Below are 20,879 nucleotides of genomic sequence, written 5' to 3'. Positions count from 1 at the left end.
TCGGGTAACCTAACCTACGGTCCCGTAACAAAGGAGAACGTTCTTATGGCGATGACGCAGACGGAGCTTCTGCACGAGCTCGAACCCGTGGTCGCGGGAGAGCTCGACCGCCATCACACGATGGCCAAGGAGTGGTTCCCGCACGAGTACGTCCCGTGGAGCGAAGGCCGTGACTTCGACGGCGTCTACGGGGGCGAGGCGTGGCAGGACAGCGACTCCAAGATGCCCGAGGCGGCGCGCGTGTCGCTCATCGTCAACCTGCTGACCGAGGACAACCTGCCCAGCTACCACCGCGAGATCGCCACCACCTTCGGCCGCGACGGCGCGTGGGGCACGTGGGTCCACCGCTGGACCGCCGAGGAGGACCGCCACGGCACCGCGATCCGCGACTACCTGACCGTCACCCGCGCGGTCGACCCGGTCGCGCTGGAGCGCGCCCGCATGATCCACATGGAGACCGGCTTCGCCAGCGAGTACGGGACCATGCTCCAGCAGCTCGCGTACGTCTCCTTCCAGGAGCTCGCGACCCGCATCGCGCACCGCAACACCGGCCGGGCGTCGGGCGACGAGGGCTGCGAGCGGCTGCTCGCCCGCATCGCCGCCGACGAGAACCTGCACATGCTCTTCTACCGCAACCTGCTCAAGGCGGCCTTCGAGCTCGACCCCAACCAGACCATGCGGGCCGTGACGGACGTGGTGACCACCTTCCAGATGCCGGGATCGAGCATCGAGGGCTTCACCCGCAAGGCGATGATCATCGCTCACGAGGGCATCTACGACCTGCGCCTCCACCTCGACGACGTGCTCATGCCGGTGCTGCGCCAGTGGTCGGTCTTCGACAAGACCGGGCTCGACGCCGAGGGCGAGCAGGCGCGCGAGGAGCTGTCGGCGTTCCTGGCCAAGACGGAGGCCACGGCCGCGCGCTTCGTGGAGCGCCGCGAGGAGCGCCGCGCCCGCGCCGCCGCCGCGCGCTGACCGACCACAGCCCGGGCCTCCGGGAGCGCCCCGCGCCCCGTCAGGCCCGGCCCCCCGCCGCGCGCTCTGTTCCGGGAGAGGCGGGAATGGTCTGTCTCGGGCGGTATGTCTGGGATGATCGGGGGCCATGGACTTCCCCGTGGCGCTGACCGTCTCCCTCGCCGCACTGGTGCTGATCATTCTGCTGGCCGGCGCCGCCCGGCGGCTCCTGGGGGTCAGGTTCGGGGCCGTCCGCACGTTCCTGGCCGCGCTGCTCGCCTTCACCATCGCCGCACCGCTGCTCTCGCCGATCATGGGCTCGTTCCCCGCGGGGCGGAAGGCCGATCCCGGCATCGGAGCCGTGTGGGTGGTCCTGCTCGTGACCATGTGCGTGGTGCTCATCCCCATGGTGATCCTCGTGCTGGCCGAGGCGCTGGTGCCGCCGGGCTCCATCCCGGGGCCGTTGGAGCTGGCCCGGTCGCTGCGCGGCCGGATCTCCAGGGCCAGGCGCTACTCCCAGATCACCCGGATCGCCGTCCGGCACGGCCTCGGCCCTTACCTGCGCGGGCGCGGCGACCGGGTCGAGGACCGGCCCGGCAGGCAGCGGCTCGCGGCGTCGCTGCGCCGGGCACTCGACGACGGCGGCGTCACGTTCGTCAAGCTCGGCCAGGTGCTGTCCACGCGCCGCGACCTGCTGCCGCCGGAGTTCGTGGAGGAGCTGGGCCTGCTGCAGGACCGGGTCGCGCCCGCCCCGTGGGAGCAGGTCGAGCCGGTGCTGACCGCCGAGCTGGGCGGCCCGGCCGAGACCGTGTTCGCCGAGTTCGACCGGACGCCGCTGGCCGCCGCGTCCATCGCTCAGGTGCACGCCGCCCGGCTGCACTCCGGTGAGAGCGTCGTGGTGAAGGTGCGCCGGCCGGACATCGACCAGATCGTGGCCAGGGACCTCGACATCGTGCGCCGCCTCGCCGCCACCCTGGAGAGCCGCACGCGCTGGGGCCGCTCGCTCGGGGTGCGCGACCTGGCCGAGGGGTTCGCGGCGGCGCTGCGCGAGGAGCTCGACTTCCGGGTCGAGGCGGCCAACATGGCCGCCGTCACCGCGTCCCGGCCGGCCGCCCCCACGGGGCCGTCCGGCGGGCTCGCGGACTCCGGCCGGATCGCGGTCACGTACCCGGCCCCCGTCACGGCGCTGTGCGGCGAGCGCGTCCTCGTCATGGAGCGGCTGACGGGCCGCCCGCTCGCCGCCGCCGGCGCCGGCGCGGAGAGCGGCCCTGAGCTCGCCCGCGCCCTGCTCGACTGCCTGCTCCGGCAGGTGCTGGTCGAGGGGGTCTTCCACGCCGACCCGCACCCCGGCAACCTCATGCTGCTCGACGACGGCACGCTCGGCCTGCTCGACTTCGGCTCGGTGGGCCGCCTGGACACCTCCATGCGCTCCGCCCTCCAGCGGTTCCTGCTCGCCATGAACCGGCAGGACCCCCTGGCCGTGACCGACGCGCTGCTGGAGGTGATGCCGAGGCCCGAGGACATCGACGAGCCCGCCCTGGAGCGCGCCCTCGGGCAGTTCATGGCCAGGCACCTGGTGCCGGGCGCGGCGAGCGTCCAGATGTTCACCGACCTGTTCAGGATCGTCTCCGGGCACGGCCTGTCCGTCCCGCCGGAGGTCGCCGCCGTGTTCCGCGCGCTGGCCACGCTGGAGGGAACGCTGCAGCGGCTGGCTCCGGGGTTCGACCTCGTCGGTGAGGCGCGCTCGTTCGCCGGGCGCCACCTCGCCGAGCGGCTCGACGGCGGGGCCCTGAAGGAGACTGTCGTCCAGGAGGTGGCCGCGCTGCTGCCCATGCTGCGGCGCCTGCCCCGCAGGATGGAGCGCATCGCCAGCGCCGCCGAGCACGGCCGCCTCGGCGTCAACGTCCGCCTCCTCGCCGACGACCGCGACCGCCGCTTCCTGACCGGGCTGCTCCACCAGGTGCTGCTGACGGTCCTCGGGGCCACGGCGGGGCTGATGGCGGTGTTGCTCCTCGGCGTCCAGGGCGGCCCGCGGGTGACCCCGGAGATCAGCCTCTTCCAGCTCATCGGGTACAACCTGCTCGTCATCAGCGGGATCCTGGTGCTGCGGGTGCTGGCCGTCGTCTTCCGCCGCCCCCGCGACCAGCGCCCGTAGCCACCCAGGCCGGTAAAAACCACCCTCCCGGTCAACACTCTTGCCCCACCGGTAACAGAACATCATTCTGTTGATCTCTAGCGAGTGAACGTCCTCGCAGGTCAGAGGCGCGCCGGAGTCCCGTGCCGGCTCGGGTCGCAACTTGACCTTGACCTGGTGTTGGACATCCCCGACATCGGGCAGGTTCCCGGCCATGGCCACCACATTGAGATCCTTCGGGAGCGAAGGGTGAGAATCATCGGGATCGCCGCGAGCCTCCACGCAGGATCCTTCATCAATAGATTGCTGACAGCGGTGGGCGGGGAGCTGCCGCCGGGCGTGGAGTTCACGCCCTGGACGGGGCTCGCCGCGGTGCCGCCGTTCACCGGGGGACCGATGCCCGACACGCCCGCGGGCCTGCGCCGCCTGGTGGACGACGCCGACGCGCTGCTGCTGATCGCGCCCGAGCACAGCCTGCTGCCGGTCGAGCTGGGGGACGCGCTGCGGTGGATGTCCGCCTCCGGCGCCCTGACCGGCAAGCACGTCGCGGTGATGAGCGCCAGCGCCCGCGCCTGCGGCGCCATGTGGGCGCAGGCGGAGCTGTACCGGCAGCTCAGCGAGGCGGGGGCCATGGTCACGGGGGCCGAGCTGGTCATCTCGCCGCTGTGCCCGCACTTCGACGAGCGGGGCCGCCTGACCGTGGGCCGGCTGCGCGAGCAGGTGCGGGACGTGGTGAGCCGCCTGTGCCCGGCGCCGGTCGGCGAGCCCGTGCCCGTCATGGAGCCCGTACCCGTCAGGCAGCCCGCGCTGCGGCGCGAGGCCGCTCTCACCGCCTGACCGGCCCCGCGTCGCTCGTCACGCCTCCGGCCCGACCGCACCCCGGTCGGGCCGGAGCCGGGTACGGGACACGTACCGGAGAAAAGCCGTTGGCCGCGGCATATGTCCGCTCGGTACGGTGGAGGGGTCGCCGGAACCCCGGTCACGACGAACGACAGGAGCAGACCACCATGCCCGGCCCGCTGGTCGTCAACGACGCGGTCGTCATCCCCGACGCCGAGCTCGTGTGGCGCTTCTCCCGCTCCTCCGGCCCGGGCGGCCAGGGCGTCAACACCACGGACAGCCGGGTGGAGCTGACGTTCGACGTGGCGGCCAGCACCGCGCTCCCGCCGGCGCTCAAGGCCCGCGCCCTCGACCGGCTGGGCTCGCCGGTCATCACGATCGCCGCCTCCGAGTACCGCTCGCAGCTGCGCAACCGTGAGGCCGCCTGCCAGCGGCTGGCGCAGCGCCTGAGGGAGGCGATCGCGCCCCCGCCCAAGCGCCGCCGCCCCACCAAGCCCGGCCGCGGGGCGGTCGAGCGGCGCATCACCGCCAAGAAGCAGCGCGCCGACCTCAAACGCCTCCGCCGCGACCCCTGACCGGCCCGACACGCGGGGCGCACTCGCCCCGGGACGTCCGGATGCGGTAGGACCACGGCATGGAGATCTGGATCAACCCCGCCTGCAGCAAGTGCGCGAGCGCGCTGTCCCTCCTGGACGCCGCCGACGCCTCCTACACCGTCCGGCACTACCTGGAACAGCCGCCGACCGCCCAGGAGATCGAAGAGGTTCTCCGGCGCCTCGGCCTGCAGCCCTGGGACATCACCCGCCTCAACGAGGCCGCCGCGGCCGAGCTGGGCCTCACCGACTGGCCGCGCGACGACGGCCACCGCCATCGCTGGATCACGGCGCTGGCCGACCATCCCGTCCTGATCCAGCGGCCGATCATCACCGCGGACGACGGGACGGCGGTGGTGGGCCGCTCACCGGACGCCGTCCGCTCCGTCCTGGAGCGCGAGCCGGCCCGCCCGGACGACGAGTAACCGCTGGAGGCGACCTCCCGTCGATCTTCTGATGGTGGGATGCAAGCCACATGTGCGACCATCGCCGGGAATCCGCGGGTCTAGTGGGGAGGCGCTGTGGCGGGGATCGTCGGCGTGCACGGGATCGGGAAGTACACCTACTATCTCGAAGCCGGCAACTCGGTGAGCGGGGCGGCCGAGGCGATGCGCCTCAAGTGGAACCGCTACCTGCACGCGGCGCTCGGCGGGGAGGCCAGGCCGTACGTCACCGAGGTCGCCTACTTCTCGCACCTCCTGCACGACCGCGCCCCCGAGCGGGGCCCCCAGGCGTTCGCCGCCATGGGGACCGACGCCCACCACGTGCTCGCCGAGTGGGCCCGGCAGTGCGGCTGGGGCGAGCACGTCACCGGCGCGCTCCGCACGTTCACGGGCTGGCTGCTGACGCGGCTCGACGCCCGCTCGGCCGCGTTCGCCCAGCTCTTCGCGCCCGAGGTCGCCGCGTACCTGACGGACCCCGTCAGGCGGGAGCGGTCGCGGCAGGCCGTCGCCGCGACGATCCGGCGCAACCGGCCGCGCGTCGTCATCGCCCACTCCCTGGGCAGCGTCGTCGCCTACGAGGCGCTCTGGTCCGACCCCGGTGTCGAGGTGGATTTGCTGCTGACCCTCGGCAGCCCCCTCGGCATGCGCAACGTCGTCTTCGAGCGCCTCCTGCCCGCCCCCGTCAACGGCCGCGGCGGGCGGCCGCCCGGCGTCCGGCGGTGGGTGAACATCGCCGACAAGGACGACATCGCCGCCATCCCCCCGGATCTGTGCGACAGCTTCGCCGGCGTCGACGTCGAGGAGCTGGTGAACCTGGACTGGATCGACTTCCACACGGCCGAGAAGTACCTGGGCTGCCCGGCGATCGACCCGCATCTGCGACCCTTTCTGTCATGAGATGGATCGTCTTCGACTACGGCAACGTCCTGTCGCTGCCCCAGCCCGAATCCGAGGTCGACGAGATGGTCCGCGCGGCGGGCGCCGACCCCGCGGCGTTCCGGGCCGGGTACTGGAAGCACCGCCTCGACTTCGACCGGGCCGCCCTGACGACGGAGGAGTACTGGTCGGCGGTCCTGGGCCGGTCCGTGGACGCGGGGGAGGCGGCGCGCCTGAACGCCATGGACGTGGCGAGCTGGTCGCACCCGGACGAGGGCGTGGTCGCGCTCCTCGGCGAGCTGCTCGCCGGCGGCAGCGGCGTGGGCCTGCTGTCGAACGCCCCCGCCTCCCAGGCGGACGGCCTGGAGGCGCTGCCCTGGGTCGCCGCCATCCCGCACCGCGTCTTCAGCGGCCGGATCGGCCTGGTCAAACCCGATCGCGCGATCTACGACCACCTCGCCCGCGAGCTGGGCGCCGACCCCGCCGACGTGGTCTTCGTGGACGACCGCCAGGTCAACGTGGCCGGGGCCCGGGAGGCGGGAATGACCGGCGTCCCGTTCACGACGGCCGGCGCGCTGCGCGCCGACCTGACCTCTCTGCGCGCCCTCTGATCGCCCGCTGATCAGCGCTGATCCACGCGCCGGCCCACGGCCTCGACCGACGCTGTTCACTCGTACGTGGCGCCGCTGTCATGACCGGGTCAGCGGCGCCGGACATACCTGAGGCGTGAACCGCAGATCCTTCCTCACCGCGGCGGCGGCCGGCCTGCTCACCCAGGCCGGCGCCCTCACCACCTCCACCTCATCGGCGGGGGCCTCCGCCTCCCTCGCGGCGGCCGGCTCCCTCGCCCTCAAGGGCGACCCGTTCACGCTGGGCGTCGCCTCGGGCGACCCCTCCACCGACGGGTTCGTGCTCTGGACCCGCCTCGCCCTTGACCCCCTCGGCGGCGACGGACGCGGCGGCATGCCGTCCCGCGACGTGGACGTCGACTGGCAGATCGCCGCCGACGAGCGCTTCGGGTCCGTCGTCCGCTCCGGCAGCGCCACGGCCCGCGCGGGCGCCGCGCACAGCGTCCACGTCGAGGTGGACGGCCTGGAGCCCGGCCGCGAGTACTTCTACCGCTTCCGCTCCCAGGGCCGCCTGTCGCCCGCCGGCCGGACCCGGACCGCGCCCGCGGGGGAGCGGCCCCTCGCGTTCGCCGTCGCCGCGTGCGCCCACTACGAGCACGGCTACTACACCGCCTACCGGCGCCTGGCCGAGGAGGAGCCGGAGCTCGTCGTCTTCCTCGGCGACTACATGTACGAGTACGGCCCGAGCGGCTACACCGCGCTCGCCGGCCGGGTCCGCACCCACACGCCCGGCAAGTGCGCCACGCTCGCCGACTACCGGCTCCGCCACGCCCAGTACAAGAGCGACCCCGACCTCCAGCTCGCCCACGCCACCGCCCCGTGGCTGGTGGCCTTCGACGACCACGAGATCGAGAACAACTGGGCCGGCTCCGTCTCCAGCACCGGCGCGCCCGGGTTCGCCGGCCGCCGCGCCCACGCCTTCCGCGCCTACTACGAGAACATGCCGCTGCGCCGCGCCAGCCTGCAGGGCGCCGTGCTGCGGGTCAACCGGCGCGTCTCCTGGGGGCCGCTGGCGCGCTTCCACCTGCTCGACACCCGCCAGTTCCGCGACGACCAGGCGTGCCTGGACGGCGTGCGGGCCGGCTGCGACGACCGGCTCGACTCCGGGCGGACGCTGCTCGGCCCGGACCAGTGGAGCTGGCTGGAGAGCGGCCTGCGCGGCTCCACCGCCCGGTGGAACCTGCTCGGGCAGCAGATCATGATGACGCAGCGCGACTACAAGGTCGGGCCGGGCCGCGAGGTGAACCTCGACTCCTGGGACGGCTACGCCCCCGAGCGCACCCGGCTCCTCGGCTCGCTCGCGGCCACGTCCAACCCGGTCGTCCTGACCGGCGACGCCCACATGCACCACCTGGCCGACCTCAAGACCGACTTCGACGACCCCGACGCGCCCGTGATCGCCAAGGAGCTCATCGCCTCCTCGATCGCCAGCGACGGCGACGGCTACCGCGACAAGGCGTGGATCGCCGAGGCGCTGTCGGAGAACCCGCACATCTCGTTCATCGACCAGCGGCGCGGGTACCTGATGGCCAGGCTCACCCGCGACGAGCTGTCGGTGGACTACCGGACCCTCGACTACATCTCCCGCCGGGGAGCCCGGGCCAGGACGGCGCACCGGGTCACGATCCCGTCCACCGCCCAGGCCCGCGCCTGACCGTCTCCTGTGCGGACGCTGAAGGTTGGCTCAGCGTCCCGGCCAGGCCCCGTCGGGGAACCCGCTGCCCGAGCCGCCCTCCAGCACCACCTGGTCGCTCTCGCTGAGGCCCGAGGTGACCTGCACGTACTGGTCGCCGCGCACGCCCGTGCGCACGACGCGGGTGGCGTCCCGGCCGCCCGAGCGCACGGTGACCACCGAGGCGCCGTCCGCGCGGCCGCGCACCGCCGCGACGGGCACGTAGACGGCGTCCGCCGCGCTGCCGGTCGTCACCACGACCGACGCCGTCTGACCCAGCATGATCCCCGACGGCGGCTCGTCGAAGGCCAGCGCGACGGAGTAGCGGACGAGGCTGCCGTCCGTGGTGGCGGTCGGGGCGATGCCGGTCACCCGGCCCGCGTACCGCTGCCCGGGGCGCGTGGCCAGCGTGATCTGCGCCTTCTGGCCGATCTTGAGCCGGTTCACATCGGATTCGGTGACCATGGCCTGGACCTGCTGCTCGTCCAGGTCGCCGAGGCTGACGAACGTGCCGCCGCCGGCGGCGTCACCGGCCCGGCCCGCGACCGACAGGACCGTGCCGGCGGCGGGGGCCACGATGCGGGTCCCCCGTACGGCGTCGGCGGCCTGCTCCAGCGCCGCCTGGGCGCGGTCGACGTTCGCCTGCGCCTGCTCCTCGCTGAGCCCGCCCTTCGCGCCGCCGCCCGGCGCGCACGCCCCCTGGGAGGGACGCGCGCCGCTGGAGGCGCGGGTGCTGGGACCGCCCGAGGGCCGGCCGGAGGGACCGCCCGACGGCTTGCCCGTGGGCTTGCCGGTCGCCTTCCCGGTCGGCCTGCCGCTGGTCCCCGGGCTGGCCTTGCCGGTCGGGCCGGCGCTCGGGCCGCCGGTGGGACGTCCCGTGGGGGACGCGGTGGGGGACGTGGCGGGGGACCCAGCGGGGGGCGCAGTGGGGGTGGGAGCCGGGCCGCCCGTCGGTCCGGCGGTGGGCTCCGTGGTCGAGGGGCGGGTCGGCGGCGCGGCGGTGACGGTCGTGGTCGCCGTCGCCGTCGCCGTCGCGGTGACCGTGACGGTGGCCGTCACGGTGACGGTCGCCGTGGGCCGCGGCTCGGGCGGGGTCGGGTCCGGCGAGGGGTGGCCGGGAGTGTGCGACGCCGAGGAGGGCGTGGGCGTGGGGGAGGCGGCCGTCCCGTGGAGAGCGGTGGGCGTCCCGGCCAGCCGGAACACGGCTGCCTGGGCGGCGAGACCCTGAGCGGCGATCCCCTGGGCGGCGACCCCCTGGACGGCGACCCCCTGGACGGCGGCTGCCGGGGCCGCCGAGGAAGACGGGGCGCAGGACGAGGTGACCGTCGTGGACGACGACGCGTCCTCCAGTGCCTCCTCGGCCGCCGCCAGGTCCGCCCTGGCCGCCTCGTACGACTCCCGCGCGGCGCGGCCGTCGATCCGGGCCAGCACCTGCCCCTTGCGCACCTTGGCCCCGACCTTGACGTACACGCGCGTCACGGTCCCCGAGCCGCCGAAGGCCAGGTCGCGGCGCGACGCGTCGACGGTGTTGCCGGCGGCCGTCACCGAGGCGGTCACCGCGCCGCGCCTGGCCGCCGCCAGCTGGATCCGGGCGGTGGCCGGGGCGTCGTCGCGCAGCGCTACGGCCAGGCCGGAGCCGCCCGCCAGGACGGCCAGGGCCAGCGCGCCCAGCGCGAGCGCCTTCGGCCGCGAAGTCGGTCTCATGACGGCCCATCCTGGCGCGGCAGGTTCACGCCCTCCTGCGAGCCGGCTCAGAGTTCGCTGTGTGCCTTCGGGACGGCGGCCGTTGTCAGCGAACCTTCAGCAAGCTCCCGGCTCCGGCGCAGGCTGGTGTGCCAGGGTCACCGCCTGTGAAGGTGTCCCCCAGGCGCAGAGCGCCGACGACCACTACCAGCCGCAGGACGCTGGTGACCAACGGAGCGCTGGTGGTGCTCCTCCTGGGCGGTGCCGCGTTCGCCTACGCCCAGCTCGGCACGGACGAGGCGGCCGGCGAGACGGCCCTGCGGACCGCGACGGCCGGCCGGGGCAGCGTGACCGCCTCGGTGACCGCGTCGGGCTCCGTGGAGAGCGCCAAGAGCAGGGCGCTGACGTTCGGCACGAGCGGCACGGTCGAGCGCGTCAACGTCAAGGCCGGCGACAAGGTGAGCAAGGGCGACATCCTCGCCGAGGTGGACGACGCCGCCGCGCGGGAGACCCTGTCGGCCGCCGAGGCCACGCTGGCCTCCGCCACCGAGGACGGAACCTCGACCGCGCAGCTCTACGCCGCCTACGTCAAGGCGCGCAACGCCTACCGCGAGGCGAGCCGCACGGTCGCCGGCACCGTGATCCGGGCGCCCTTCGCCGGCACGGTCACCGCCGTGAACGGCAGCGTCGGCGGCTCATCCTCGGGCTCCGGCTCGTCCTCGGGCTCAGGGCAGACCCAGTCCGGCCAGCCGGGCGCGAACAGCTCGTCCGCCTCATCCGCCTCGTCCGGCTCGTCCGGTACGTCGGGCTTCATCGAGGTGGCCGACACCCGCAAGCTCCAGCTCGTCGGCTCGTTCACCGAGTCGGACGCCGGCAAGCTGAAGGTCGGCCAGAGCGCCACCGTCACCTTCGACGCGCTGCCCGGCGTCACCGCCACCGGCAAGGTGAGCCAGATCCAGCCGGTCGCCGCCACCAGCAACAACGTCGTCCAGTACCCGGTGACGATCACGTTCGGCAGCGTGCCCGCGCAGGTCCGGCTCGGCCAGACCGCCACCGTCGAGGTCGTCGTGGGCACCGCCGAGAACGCCGTCACCGTCCCCACCGCCGCCATCTCCACCAGCGGCGGCCAGAGCACGGTCACGCTGCTGAGGAACGGCGGCCAGGTCAGGACCCCGGTCCAGGTGGGGGTGCGCGGCACCGCCACCTCGGAGATCACCTCCGGCGTGTCCGAGGGCGACGTGGTCGTCCTGCCCTCCGTCAGCACCGGCACCGGGACGGGCACGGGCAACGGCCAGCAGCGCGGCTTCGGCGGCGGCTTCCCCGGCGGCGGCGGCGTGCCCGGAGGCGGGCGATGACCGATCCCGTCCTGCGCGTGCGGGACCTGGTCAAGGAGTACGGCGAGGGCGACGCCCGGGTCCGCGCGCTGCGCGGCGTCGACCTCGACGTCGACGAGGGCGACTACGTCGCCATCATGGGCGCCTCCGGCTCCGGCAAGTCCACCCTCATGAACATCCTCGGCTGCCTCGACGTCCCCACCTCCGGCAGCTACCGGATCGACGGCGCCGACGTGGGCCTGCTCGACGAGCACCAGCTCGCCCTGCTGCGCAACCGCAGGGTCGGCTTCGTCTTCCAGTCGTTCAACCTGATCCCGCGGATGAGCGCGCTGGCGAACGTGGAGCTGCCGCTCGTGTACGGCGGCGTCGGCCAGGCCGAGCGCCGCGCCCGCGCGCTCGCCGCGCTGGAGCAGGTGGGCCTGTCCGACCGGATCCACCACGAGCCCAACCAGCTCTCCGGCGGCCAGCAGCAGCGCGTCGCCGTCGCCCGCGCCCTCGTCACCGCGCCGGCCCTGCTGCTCGCGGACGAGCCCACCGGCAACCTCGACACCGCCTCCACCCGCGACGTGCTCGACATCCTCGACCGGCTCAGCCAGTCCGGCCGCACGATCGTGGTCATCACCCACGAGGACGACGTCGCCGCGCACGCCAAGCGGGTCATCCGGCTCGTGGACGGTGAGGTCGTGGAGGACCGCAGGCAGGCGCCGGTCGACGGCCCGCCGCCGAGGCTCGCGGAGGCCGCCCGGTGAACCGGCTGGAGATCGTCCGCTTCGCGCTGCGCGGCCTGCTGGCCAACAAGATGCGCAGCGCCCTGACCACGCTGGGCATCCTCATCGGCGTCGCCGCGGTCATCCTGCTCGTCGCCGTCGGCGAGGGCTCGTCCCGGAGCATCCAGCAGAACATCCAGCGGCTCGGCGCCAACACCCTCACCATCTCCCCGTCCTTCACCGGCGGAGGCGCGGGCGGCGGCCGGGGCGCCCCCGGCGGCGGAGGCCAGAACACCGGCCCCCGCACGCAGGCCAGGCAGCTCACCCTGGCCGACGCCGAGGCCCTGACCGACAAGGCGGCCGCCCCGTCGGTCGCGACCGTCTCGCCCGTCGTGACCGCCGGCTCGGCCACCGCCACCTACGAGGCCGCCAGCCACACCGTCTCGCAGCTCGTCGGCACCTACCCGAGCTACTTCGAGGCCATGAACAAGCAGGTGGAGCGGGGCACGTACTTCTTCAACGACGACGTGCTGGCCGCCCGCAAGGTCATGGTGCTGGGCACGACCGTGGCCGAGGAGCTGTTCGGCGACCTCGACCCGGTCGGCCGGCAGGTGAGCGTGTCGGGCGTGCCGTTCACGGTCGTCGGCGTGCTCAAGGAGAGCGGCTCCAGTGGCATGCAGGACGCCGACGACGTGGCCATCGCGCCGCTGCCCGCCGTCCAGCAGAGCCTGACCGGGTTCGGGTCGCTCGGCTCGATCGTCGTCCGGGCCACCGGGGCCTCCGCCACCGAGACGGCGCAGGCCGAGGTCACGGCGCTGCTCAACCAGCGGCACGGCATCACCGGCACGGCCGCCGCCGACTACCGCATCCTCAACCAGGCCACCCTCCAGGAGACCGTCAGCGCGGCGACCGGCACCTTCACGGTGCTGCTCGGCGCGGTCGCGGCGATCTCCCTGCTGGTCGGCGGCATCGGCATCACCAACATCATGCTCGTCACCGTCACCGAGCGGACCAGGGAGATCGGCATCCGCAAGGCCATCGGCGCGCCCCGCGGCGCGATCCTCGGCCAGTTCCTGATGGAGGCCACGCTGCTGAGCCTCGTCGGCGGGCTGTCCGGGGTGCTCGTGGCCTTCGCCGGCACCCGGTTCACCATCGCCGGCATCGAGCCGGTGCTCGTCCCGTCGTCCGTCGTGCTGGCCCTCGGCGTGTCGGTCGGCATCGGGCTGTTCTTCGGCAGCTATCCCGCCAACCGGGCCGCCAAGCTGAGGCCGATCCAGGCCCTGCGCCACGAGTGACGCGTCCCCATCCCCGTATCCCCCTAGGAGACTGACATGGCCGAGCGCGACAGCTCGCTCGACTCCTCGCCGTTCCGCGACGACCTGCGCGAGGAGCTGGCCGTCCAGCCGCGCCGGGCGCCGTCCAAGCTCACGCTCGCGCTCGGGGCCGGCGTGGTGCTGGTGGCCGGCGTGCTGATCGGCATCCAGGCGCACAAGACGCTGGGCGGCGACGCCGTGCCGGCCGCCGCCGGTCGGCAGGCGGGCGCCGGGCCCCAGGGGTACGGCCAGCGCGGCAACGGCATGCCCCAGGGGTACGGCACCCCGCCCGGTTACGGCGGGCAGCCGGGCGGGCAGCCCGGCATGGGCCGCGTGGGAGGCGGCGGGACGGTGGGCACCGTCGAGAAGGTGGCGGACGGCAAGGTATACCTGAAGGCCATGGACGGCTCCACCGTCACCGTCACGACCACCGGCTCGACCACGGTGCAGATCTCCAAGCCCGCCAAGGTGTCCGACCTGGCCACCGGCACCACCGTCGTGGTGCGCGGGGAGAAGGCCGCCGACGGCTCGGTGTCGGCCGTGTCGATCACCCAGGGAGGCGGCGGCCGATGAGCGTCCCCGAGGCCAGGCTGCTGGTCGTCGACGACGAGCCCAACATCAGGGAGCTGTTCTCGGCGAGCCTGCGCATGGCCGGCTTCGAGGTGTTCACCGCCGCCGACGGCAAGAGCGCGCTGCGGGTGGCCGAGGAGCGCGCGCCCGACCTCGTCATGCTCGACGTGATGCTGCCCGACCTCGACGGCCTGACCGTCGCCACCCGGCTGCGCTCGCGCGGCCGGCGCGTCCCGGTGCTGTTCGTCACCGCCAAGGACACCCCCGAGGACCGGCTGGCGGGGCTGGGGCTCGGCGAGGACTACGTCACCAAGCCGTTCAGCCTGGAGGAGGTCATCGCCCGCATCCGCGCCGTGCTGCGCCGCACCCGGCGCGGCGCGCCCCTGCCCAACCGGCTGCGCTCCGGCGACCTGGAGCTCGACGTGGAGACGCAAGAGGTGTGGCGCAACGGGCTGCCCGTGCGGCTGTCGCCCACCGAGTTCCGGCTGCTGCGTTACTTCATGCTCAACACCGGCCGGGTGCTGTCCAAGACCCAGATCCTCGACCACGTCTGGAACGGCGACTGGCGCACCGACGTCGGCCTCGTCGAGTCGTACGTCTCCTACCTGCGGCGCAAGCTCGACACGGGCGAGCGCCGGCACCTGCACACCCTGCGCGGCGTCGGCTACATCCTGCGCCCGCCGAAGGACTGACCCGGAGGGAATGAGCGTGGGGCGCGGGAGTGAGGCCGTCCGCGGCGTGCGGCGCCGCCTGGCGCGCACCCCGCTGTGGCTGCGCCTGGTCTCCGCGACGCTGCTGATGGTCACGCTGGCCATCGCGCTGACCGGGCTGTTCGCCGTCCGGCTGCTGCGCGGCTACCTCGTGGAGCGGGTCGACCAGCAGCTCCACTCCGCCAGCCGCCCGGCGCGCATGCCGCCGCCCCCCGACCCCACCGCCGGTCCGCGGTCGCCGGAGCGCTTCTACGGCCTGTTCCACGGCGTGCTCGTCGACGCGGGCGGCACCGTGATACGCAGGTTCTCCGAGTCCACCGACGACTACACCCCGAACCTGCCCCGCCTGACCAGCGCCGAGGTCGCCCGCCGCGCCGGCCGCCCCTTCACCGTCGAGTCGCTGCCCGCCGACGGGCCGCTGTGGCGGGTGATCGCCGTGCCCGCCCGCGACGGCGACAGCCGCGTCGTCGCGATCAACCTCGGCGACGTGGACGGCACCGTCTCGCAGCTGATGCTCATCGTCGTCGTGGGCGGCGGCGGCACGCTGGTCGTGCTGGGGATCGCCTGCTACTGGGTCGTACGGCGGAGCCTGCGCCCCCTCGGCGAGATCGCCCGCACCGCCCGCGACATCGCCGGCGGCGACCTGTCGCGCCGGGTGCCGCTGTGGGCCGCCACCACCGAGGTCGGCAAGCTCGGCCGGGCGCTCAACGGCATGCTCGGCCGGATCGAGGTGGCGGTGCGGGAGCGGGAGGCGGCGGCCGAGGAGGCCCGCCGCTCGGCCACGGCCGCCCGGCGGTCGGAGGAGGTCATGCGCAGGTTCATGGCCGACGCCTCCCACGAGCTGCGCACCCCGCTCACCTCCATCAGGGGCTTCGCCGAGCTGTACCGGCTGGGTGAGGAGCGGAGCCTGGACGAGGCGGTCCGGCTGCTCGGCCGCATCGAGGGGCAGGCCGCCCGCATGGGGCTGCTCGTGGAGGACATGCTGCTGCTGGCCCGGCTCGACCAGCGGCGCGCCCTCGACCGGCGCCCCGTGGACCTGCTGAGCCTGGCCGCGACCGCCGTCATCGACGCGCAGACGCTCGCCCCCGACCGGGTCATCGAGCTGGTCCGGCTCGACGGGGGAGAGGGGCCCGTGCCGGTGGTCGGCGACGAGCCGCGCCTGGGCCAGGTGCTGGGCAACCTCATCGGCAACGCGCTCACCCACACGCCGCCCGGCACGCCGTTCCGCGTCGGGGTCGGCGTGTCCGGCGACCGGGTGGAGCTGGAGGTGGCCGACGAGGGGCCCGGGTTCCCGCAGGAGATCGCGGAGCTGGTGTTCGAGCGGTTCTACCGGGCCGACCCGGCGCGCGGCGCCGGCGGGGCCGGACTGGGCCTGTCGATCGCGGCCACGCTCGTGGAGGCGCACGGGGGCGCGATCACCGCCTCGTCGCAGCCGGGGAAGGGCGCGGTCTTCCGCGTCGTCCTGCCCGCCGCCGAGCCGGGCTCCTACCCCAGCGCGTAGCCGTACAGGCCGGTGCCCTCGCCCAGCTCCCGCGCCCGGCCGGGCCGCACCCCCGGGTACGGGCCCGGCTTGCGCGCGCCCGGCACGAGCCACACCGCGCCCTTGTCCGGCTCGGCCACCACCAGCCCGTCAGCCGGCCCTCCGGGCGCCTTCCTCGCCGTGACGGACAGGGCCGAGACGTGCTCGCCGCGCGCGGCCGGCAGCACGGCCGGGACCGCGCCGCGGCCCTTGACCAGCACGTCCCCGTGGCGGGTCAGGCCGCCCGCCGGGTCGGAGGCGAGCACCTGCACCGCGTTCTCGCCCGGCACCCCCACGGCCAGCTCGTCGTCGCCGTCGCCGTTGAAGTCCCCGGCCGCCAGCGCCGCCCCGAACCGGTCGTAGTAGCGCGGCTCGCCCCGCAGCAGCCGCTGCGTCCACATCTCGCTCCGGGCCCCCCGCAGCCCGGAGCGGCCCCCGTAGAGCACGTGCACGGCCCCGTCGCCGTAGTCCATCGCCCGCTGGTTGGCGCTCAGCCCCTCGCCGGGCACCCCGACGGCCAGGTCGTCGCGGCCGTCGCCGTCGAAGTCGCCGCAGGTCAGCGCCGCGCCGAACGCGTCCCACTTCTCCGCCGAGCCCTTGATCCCCTGGCTGCTCTGCGTCAGGGCCAGGGCCCGGCCGCGCGCGACGTCGAGCACGGTCACCGAGCCCTGGCCGTCCTGGGTGACGCTGTCGGCGGGCGCGCCCACGGCCAGCTCGTCGCGGCCGTCGCCGTCGAAGTCGCCCGTCGCGAGCGCGCCGCCCCACTGGTCGGTGACGTTCGCGGCCTGCCGCACCCAGCGGGTGCGCTGCGTGATCTCGTACGGGCCGCGCCCCTTCATCCAGTAGACGACCACCGCGCCGCCCCGCCCCCGGGTGGGCGCGCCCACCGCCAGCTCGTCGCGGCCGTCGCCGTCCAGGTCGCCCGCCGCCAGCGTGGCGCCGAACCGGTCGCTGGACGGCTTGCGCAGCACCAGCCGCTCGCCCGCGCGCAGCCCCTCCGGTGAGCCGTGGAAGACCTGGACCGCGCCGTTGCCGTCACCGCCCGGCACCCGCTCGCCCGCGAACTCCTCCGACACCCCCACCGCCAGGTCGGCGCACCGGTCGCCGTCGAAGTCGCCGGTGGCCAGCGCCGAGCCGAACGAGTCGCCCGGCTCGGCGTCGTCCTGGACGAGCCGCACCTTCCGCCCGTCGCCGTACAGGACGGTCACGGAGCCGGCGCGCCGGTCGTCGTACGGCGCCGCCACGGCGAGGTCGGCACGGCCGTCGCCGTCGAAGTCGGAGGCCCCGCCGCCGCACGACCGCGCGGCGGCGGCCGTACCGGCGGCGACCCTGCCGGAGGCGGCCGTACCCGCCCCGGCGTGAGCCGGGCCGGAGGCGAGAGGGAGGAGCAGACATGCGGCGAGCAGCGCTTTCATGTCTCCAGTGATGACTCCCCGGAAGGAACCGGGCCTGAACGGCACGGGAACGCGCCAAGAGGTCCGGATGCACATCGACCCCCGCGAACAGGAACCCCGGCCGGCACGAGGATCCCATCACGGGCCGGCCCGGGACCGTGCCAGGATAGGCGCGTGGCTATCGACGTGGCGGACATCGATCTCGCGGATCTGGACTTCTGGCGCAAGCCGCCCAAGGAGCGCAACGAGGCGTTCGCCCGGCTCCGGCAGCTGGAGCACCCGGTGTTCTTCGAGGAGAAGCGGGTGCCGCTCCTGCGCTCCGGCAAGGGCTTCTACGCCCTGGTCCGCCACGCCGACGTGGTGGAGGCCAGCCGCAACGCCAAGGTGTTCTCCAGCGAGCCGGCCGTCACCAACCCCGAGCCGCCCGGCTGGGTGAAGCAGGTGTTCGGCGAGTCGATGGTCAACATGGACGACCCCCGCCACGCCCGCCTGCGGCGCATCGTCACCCGCTCCTTCAGCCCGCGCATGCTGGCCGGTCTGCAGGGCGACATCGAGGCGGCCTGCGCGCGGATCGTCGACGACGTGGTCGAGGACGGGCCCCGTGACTTCGTCCACCAGGTCGCCGCCCGGCTGCCCATCCACGTCATCTGCGACATGCTCGACATCCCGCAGGAGCTGCGCGAGAAGGTCCACGAGCACGTCGACGTCTCCACGGCCTACACCGGCGTGCGCCCCAGCCTGGCCCGCAGCATCCAGCTCGCCGGCCAGAACATGCTGGCCCTGCTCGCCTTGCAGCGCATGGTGATCAAGCTCGGCCACGAGCGCGCCGCCGACCCCCAGGGCGACCTGATCTCGCTGCTGGTCACCGCCAACCCCGACGGCGAGAAGCTCACCGACAAGGAGCTGGGCTCGTTCTTCGCGCTGCTGCTGGTCGCCGGCAACGAGACCGCGCGCAACACGATGGCCCACGGCATCAAGCTGCTCACCGACAACCCCGCCCAGCGCGAGCTGCTGACGAGTGACTTCGACGGCCACATCAACGGCGCCATCGAGGAGATGGTCCGCTACGTCTCCCCGATCATGCAGTTCCGCCGCACCGTCACGCAGGACTACTCGCTGCGCGGGCTGGAGCTGAAGCAGGGCGACAAGGTCGTGCTCTTCTACGGCTCCGCCAACCGCGACGAGAGCGTCTTCCCCGACCCCGACGCGTTCGACATCACCCGCGACACCAAGCCGCACGTCGGCTTCGGCGGGCCGGGGCCGCATTTCTGCCTCGGCGCCAACCTGGCCCGCCAGGAGATGCGCACGATGTTCCGCGAGCTGCTCACGCGGCTGCCGGGCATCCGCGCGGTCGGCGAGCCGGAGCTGCTGCTGTCCAACTTCGACAACAGCGTCCGCAGCCAGCCGTTCACGTTCTAGGGCCGCGGGGCGCCTCAGCGGTTGGCCCGCTCCGGGTCGAGCACGTTCGTCCTGATCGTGAGGAACGTGATGGCCGCGGAGACGAACATCATCACCGCGCTGACCATCATCGCGGTCCGGAAGCCCGCGTCGAACACCGCCGGCTGCTCGAACGCGTCGCCGACCAGGCCGACGAGCGGCGGCACCGCGGCCACCGCGAGCAGGCTGCCCGTGCGCGCCACCGCGTTGTTGACGCCGCTGGCCGTGCCCGCGTACCGCTCCTCGGCGGTGGCCAGCACGGTGGCCGTCAGCGGGGCCACGGCCGCCGACAGGCCGAGACCGAAGACGGCCACCGCCGGAAGGACCTGGAGCAGGTACGAGGCGCCGGTGGAGATCGTGCTCATCCACAGGAACCCGGCGCCCGCCACGACGATGCCCACCGTCATCGGCAGGCGCGGCCCGAACCTCTTGGCCACCTCCCCGGCCGGCGCCGACAGCAGCAGCATCAGCACGGTCGTCGGCAGCAGCGACAGGCCCGCCGCGATGGGCGAGAACCCGGACACCACCTGGAGCTGCACCACCAGCAGGAAGAACACCACGCCCATCGCCGCGTACATGATCAGCGTCACCACGTTGACCGCGGTGAACACCCGGTCGCGGAAGATCCCGACCGGCACCAGCGCGTCCGGTGAGCGCCGCCGCTCGACCAGCACGAACGCCACACCCAGCGCCACGCCGGCGATCAGCGGCGCGGGGGCGCTCAGGTCGATCAGCCCGTACGTGATGCCGGCCAGCGTCAGCGCCGCCAGCACCGCGCCCAGCACGTCGAAGCGGCCGGAGGCCTGCTCGTCCCTGCTCTCGGGCACGTGCCGCGCGGCGACCAGCACCACCAGCGCCGCGAACGGCAGGTTGATGAGGAACGCCCACCGCCAGCCCGCCCACTCCACCAGCCAGCCGCCGAGCAGCGGGCCCACGGCGGCGGCCACGCCGCCCAGCCCGGACCAGGCGCCCACCGCGCGCGGCCGGTCGGCCTTCACGAACGACGCCTGGATGATGGCCAGCGAGCCGGGCGTGAGCAGCGCCCCGCCCACGCCCTGCAGCGCCCGCGCGGCCACCAGGAACCCCACGTCGGGGGCCAGCCCGCACATCGCGGACGCGATCGCGAACCACACGGTGCCGATGACGAACAGCTTGCGCCGGCCGAACCGGTCACCGAGCGACCCGCCCAGCAGGATGAGGCCGGCCAGCGTGAGCGTGTAGGCGTTGACCGTCCACTGCAGGCCCGCCATGTCGGCGTCCAGCTCCTTGCCGAGGAAGGGCAGGGCGACGTTGACGATCGTGCTGTCGAGTAAGGTCAGGCCGGAGCCCAGGACCGTGGCGGCGAGGATCCACCGTCCCCGGGCGGACGCGAGCCGGATGTGGCCGTTCTCCATGGGTCCCATCCTGTCACCGCCCCGAGGTAGACCTTGATCTCCCCCCGGCCCCCGCGGTCAGCTCCCGGCGCGGGCCCCCAGGGCGCGCAGCACGAAGTCCGACACCCGCTCCCCGGCCCGGTCCACGGTGTCGGCGCCGCTCACCAGGGGCACCCGCTCCGCGCCGATCACCGCCAGCACCATCCGCGCGGTCGCCGCCACGTCCGGCACCTCGAAGTCGCCCGACGCGGCGCCGCTCTCCAGGATCTCCGCCAGGATCCGCTGCATGGGGGCGACGTGCTCGGCCAGCCGCTGGTAGGCGTCGGGGCCGAGGGCGGCGCCGAGGTCGGCGGGGCCGGGATGCGGGTGGGCGACCAGGCCGGTGAGCTGGAGCCGCACGTAGGCGCGCAGCCGCTCGGCGGGGGTCGCCCCGTAGGGCAGCTCCCGCTCGTAGCTCTCGATGAAGTAGCTGGTGACCTGCTCGGTGAAGGCGAGCAGCAGCGCCGCCTTGTCGGGGTAGTAGTTGTAGAGCGCGGTCCTGGTGATGCCGGCCTCGTGCGCGACGTCGGTCATCGAGAGCGCGTCGATGCCCTGCTCGCGCGACAGGCGGGAGACCGCCTGGAGGATGCGCTCGCGCGTGCGGGCGCGGTGCTCGCCGATGGTCGCGGCGGAGATCCGGGGCATAGGGTCATGGTAGG

The 20,879-nt window shown here is 74.0% G+C and carries 19 protein-coding genes; 15 read left to right on the top strand and 4 right to left on the bottom strand.

Features of this window, described 5'->3' with window-relative positions; all coding sequences use genetic code 11:
* Positions 1 to 45 precede the first annotated feature (45 nt).
* From ACIBG4_RS00885 to ACIBG4_RS00850, 8 genes are all read left to right on the top strand, one after another.
* Positions 46 to 975, top strand: coding sequence for an acyl-ACP desaturase (locus tag ACIBG4_RS00885; RefSeq protein WP_397200074.1), 930 nt, complete (start codon positions 46 to 48; stop codon positions 973 to 975).
* A gap of 127 nt (positions 976 to 1,102) precedes the next feature.
* The gene (locus ACIBG4_RS00880; protein ID WP_397200073.1) at positions 1,103 to 3,109 is read left to right on the top strand and encodes an ABC1 kinase family protein; all 2,007 of its coding nucleotides are present in this window, start codon (positions 1,103 to 1,105) and stop codon (positions 3,107 to 3,109) included.
* An 84-nt stretch (positions 3,110 to 3,193) separates the two neighbouring features.
* On the top strand, positions 3,194 to 3,925 hold the full coding sequence (locus ACIBG4_RS00875; RefSeq protein ID WP_397200072.1) for an NADPH-dependent FMN reductase: 732 nt from the start codon (positions 3,194 to 3,196) through the stop codon (positions 3,923 to 3,925).
* A gap of 170 nt (positions 3,926 to 4,095) precedes the next feature.
* Complete coding sequence (gene arfB / locus ACIBG4_RS00870) at positions 4,096 to 4,503, top strand: alternative ribosome rescue aminoacyl-tRNA hydrolase ArfB (RefSeq protein ID WP_310714082.1); 408 nt, start codon at positions 4,096 to 4,098, stop codon at positions 4,501 to 4,503.
* A gap of 59 nt (positions 4,504 to 4,562) precedes the next feature.
* Positions 4,563 to 4,946 carry an ArsC/Spx/MgsR family protein gene (locus ACIBG4_RS00865; RefSeq protein ID WP_397200071.1) on the top strand — a complete coding sequence of 128 codons (384 nt, stop codon included), beginning with the start codon at positions 4,563 to 4,565 and terminating at the stop codon, positions 4,944 to 4,946.
* A 96-nt stretch (positions 4,947 to 5,042) separates the two neighbouring features.
* Positions 5,043 to 5,861, top strand: coding sequence for a hypothetical protein (locus tag ACIBG4_RS00860; RefSeq protein ID WP_310714086.1), 819 nt, complete (start codon positions 5,043 to 5,045; stop codon positions 5,859 to 5,861).
* A complete protein-coding gene (locus tag ACIBG4_RS00855) occupies positions 5,858 to 6,451 on the top strand; it encodes an HAD family hydrolase (protein WP_397200070.1) in 594 nt (197 codons plus the stop codon). Before ACIBG4_RS00860 ends, ACIBG4_RS00855 begins: the two co-directional genes overlap by 4 nt.
* Positions 6,452 to 6,566: 115 nt before the next feature.
* Complete coding sequence (locus tag ACIBG4_RS00850; protein ID WP_397200069.1) at positions 6,567 to 8,123, top strand: alkaline phosphatase D family protein; 1,557 nt, start codon at positions 6,567 to 6,569, stop codon at positions 8,121 to 8,123.
* A 30-nt stretch (positions 8,124 to 8,153) separates the two neighbouring features.
* Here ACIBG4_RS00850 and ACIBG4_RS00845 read toward each other — a convergent pair whose 3' ends face one another.
* Complete coding sequence (locus ACIBG4_RS00845; protein WP_397200068.1) at positions 8,154 to 9,845, bottom strand: efflux RND transporter periplasmic adaptor subunit; 1,692 nt, start codon at positions 9,843 to 9,845, stop codon at positions 8,154 to 8,156.
* Between the two features lie 203 nt (positions 9,846 to 10,048).
* On the opposite strand from ACIBG4_RS00845, the gene ACIBG4_RS00840 reads away from it, so the two are divergent.
* From ACIBG4_RS00840 to ACIBG4_RS00815, 6 genes are read left to right on the top strand one after another with little or no spacing between them, the layout of a single operon-like run.
* Complete coding sequence (locus tag ACIBG4_RS00840; protein WP_397200067.1) at positions 10,049 to 11,179, top strand: efflux RND transporter periplasmic adaptor subunit; 1,131 nt, start codon at positions 10,049 to 10,051, stop codon at positions 11,177 to 11,179.
* Entirely contained in the window at positions 11,176 to 11,907 is a 732-nt protein-coding gene (locus tag ACIBG4_RS00835) for an ABC transporter ATP-binding protein (RefSeq protein ID WP_397200066.1), read from the top strand. Before ACIBG4_RS00840 ends, ACIBG4_RS00835 begins: the two co-directional genes overlap by 4 nt.
* Complete coding sequence (locus ACIBG4_RS00830; RefSeq protein WP_397200065.1) at positions 11,904 to 13,160, top strand: ABC transporter permease; 1,257 nt, start codon at positions 11,904 to 11,906, stop codon at positions 13,158 to 13,160. The genes ACIBG4_RS00835 and ACIBG4_RS00830 overlap by 4 nt, the downstream gene beginning before the upstream one ends.
* A 36-nt stretch (positions 13,161 to 13,196) precedes the next feature.
* Positions 13,197 to 13,751: a hypothetical protein gene (locus ACIBG4_RS00825; protein WP_397200064.1), complete on the top strand. Its 555-nt coding sequence runs from the start codon at positions 13,197 to 13,199 to the stop codon at positions 13,749 to 13,751.
* Positions 13,748 to 14,440: a response regulator transcription factor gene (locus tag ACIBG4_RS00820; RefSeq protein WP_397200063.1), complete on the top strand. Its 693-nt coding sequence runs from the start codon at positions 13,748 to 13,750 to the stop codon at positions 14,438 to 14,440. Before ACIBG4_RS00825 ends, ACIBG4_RS00820 begins: the two co-directional genes overlap by 4 nt.
* A 10-nt stretch (positions 14,441 to 14,450) precedes the next feature.
* A complete protein-coding gene (locus tag ACIBG4_RS00815) occupies positions 14,451 to 15,959 on the top strand; it encodes an ATP-binding protein (protein WP_397200062.1) in 1,509 nt (502 codons plus the stop codon).
* Here ACIBG4_RS00815 and ACIBG4_RS00810 read toward each other — a convergent pair.
* The gene (locus tag ACIBG4_RS00810; RefSeq protein WP_397200061.1) at positions 15,944 to 17,392 is read right to left on the bottom strand and encodes an FG-GAP-like repeat-containing protein; all 1,449 of its coding nucleotides are present in this window, start codon (positions 17,390 to 17,392) and stop codon (positions 15,944 to 15,946) included. The two genes, ACIBG4_RS00815 and ACIBG4_RS00810, sit on opposite strands and share 16 nt — an antisense overlap.
* A gap of 153 nt (positions 17,393 to 17,545) precedes the next feature.
* Here ACIBG4_RS00810 and ACIBG4_RS00805 point away from each other — a divergent pair, with 153 nt between their 5' ends.
* Positions 17,546 to 18,790 (top strand): cytochrome P450, encoded by a 1,245-nt coding sequence (locus ACIBG4_RS00805; RefSeq protein WP_397200060.1) that lies wholly within the window; start codon positions 17,546 to 17,548, stop codon positions 18,788 to 18,790.
* Between the two features lie 14 nt (positions 18,791 to 18,804).
* Here the strand turns inward: ACIBG4_RS00805 and ACIBG4_RS00800 are convergent, their stop codons facing one another.
* Both ACIBG4_RS00800 and ACIBG4_RS00795 read right to left on the bottom strand, forming a co-directional pair.
* Positions 18,805 to 20,202, bottom strand: a complete 1,398-nt coding sequence (locus ACIBG4_RS00800; RefSeq protein ID WP_397200059.1) for an MFS transporter — start codon at positions 20,200 to 20,202, stop codon at positions 18,805 to 18,807.
* A 57-nt stretch (positions 20,203 to 20,259) separates the two neighbouring features.
* Entirely contained in the window at positions 20,260 to 20,865 is a 606-nt protein-coding gene (locus ACIBG4_RS00795) for a TetR/AcrR family transcriptional regulator (protein WP_355445041.1), read from the bottom strand.
* Positions 20,866 to 20,879: the final 14 nt, after the last annotated feature.

The sequence above is a fragment of the Nonomuraea sp. NPDC050383 genome, from assembly GCF_044459125.1.
Taxonomy (GTDB): domain Bacteria; phylum Actinomycetota; class Actinomycetes; order Streptosporangiales; family Streptosporangiaceae; genus Nonomuraea.
This window is presented reverse-complemented; position numbering and strand designations above follow the sequence as displayed.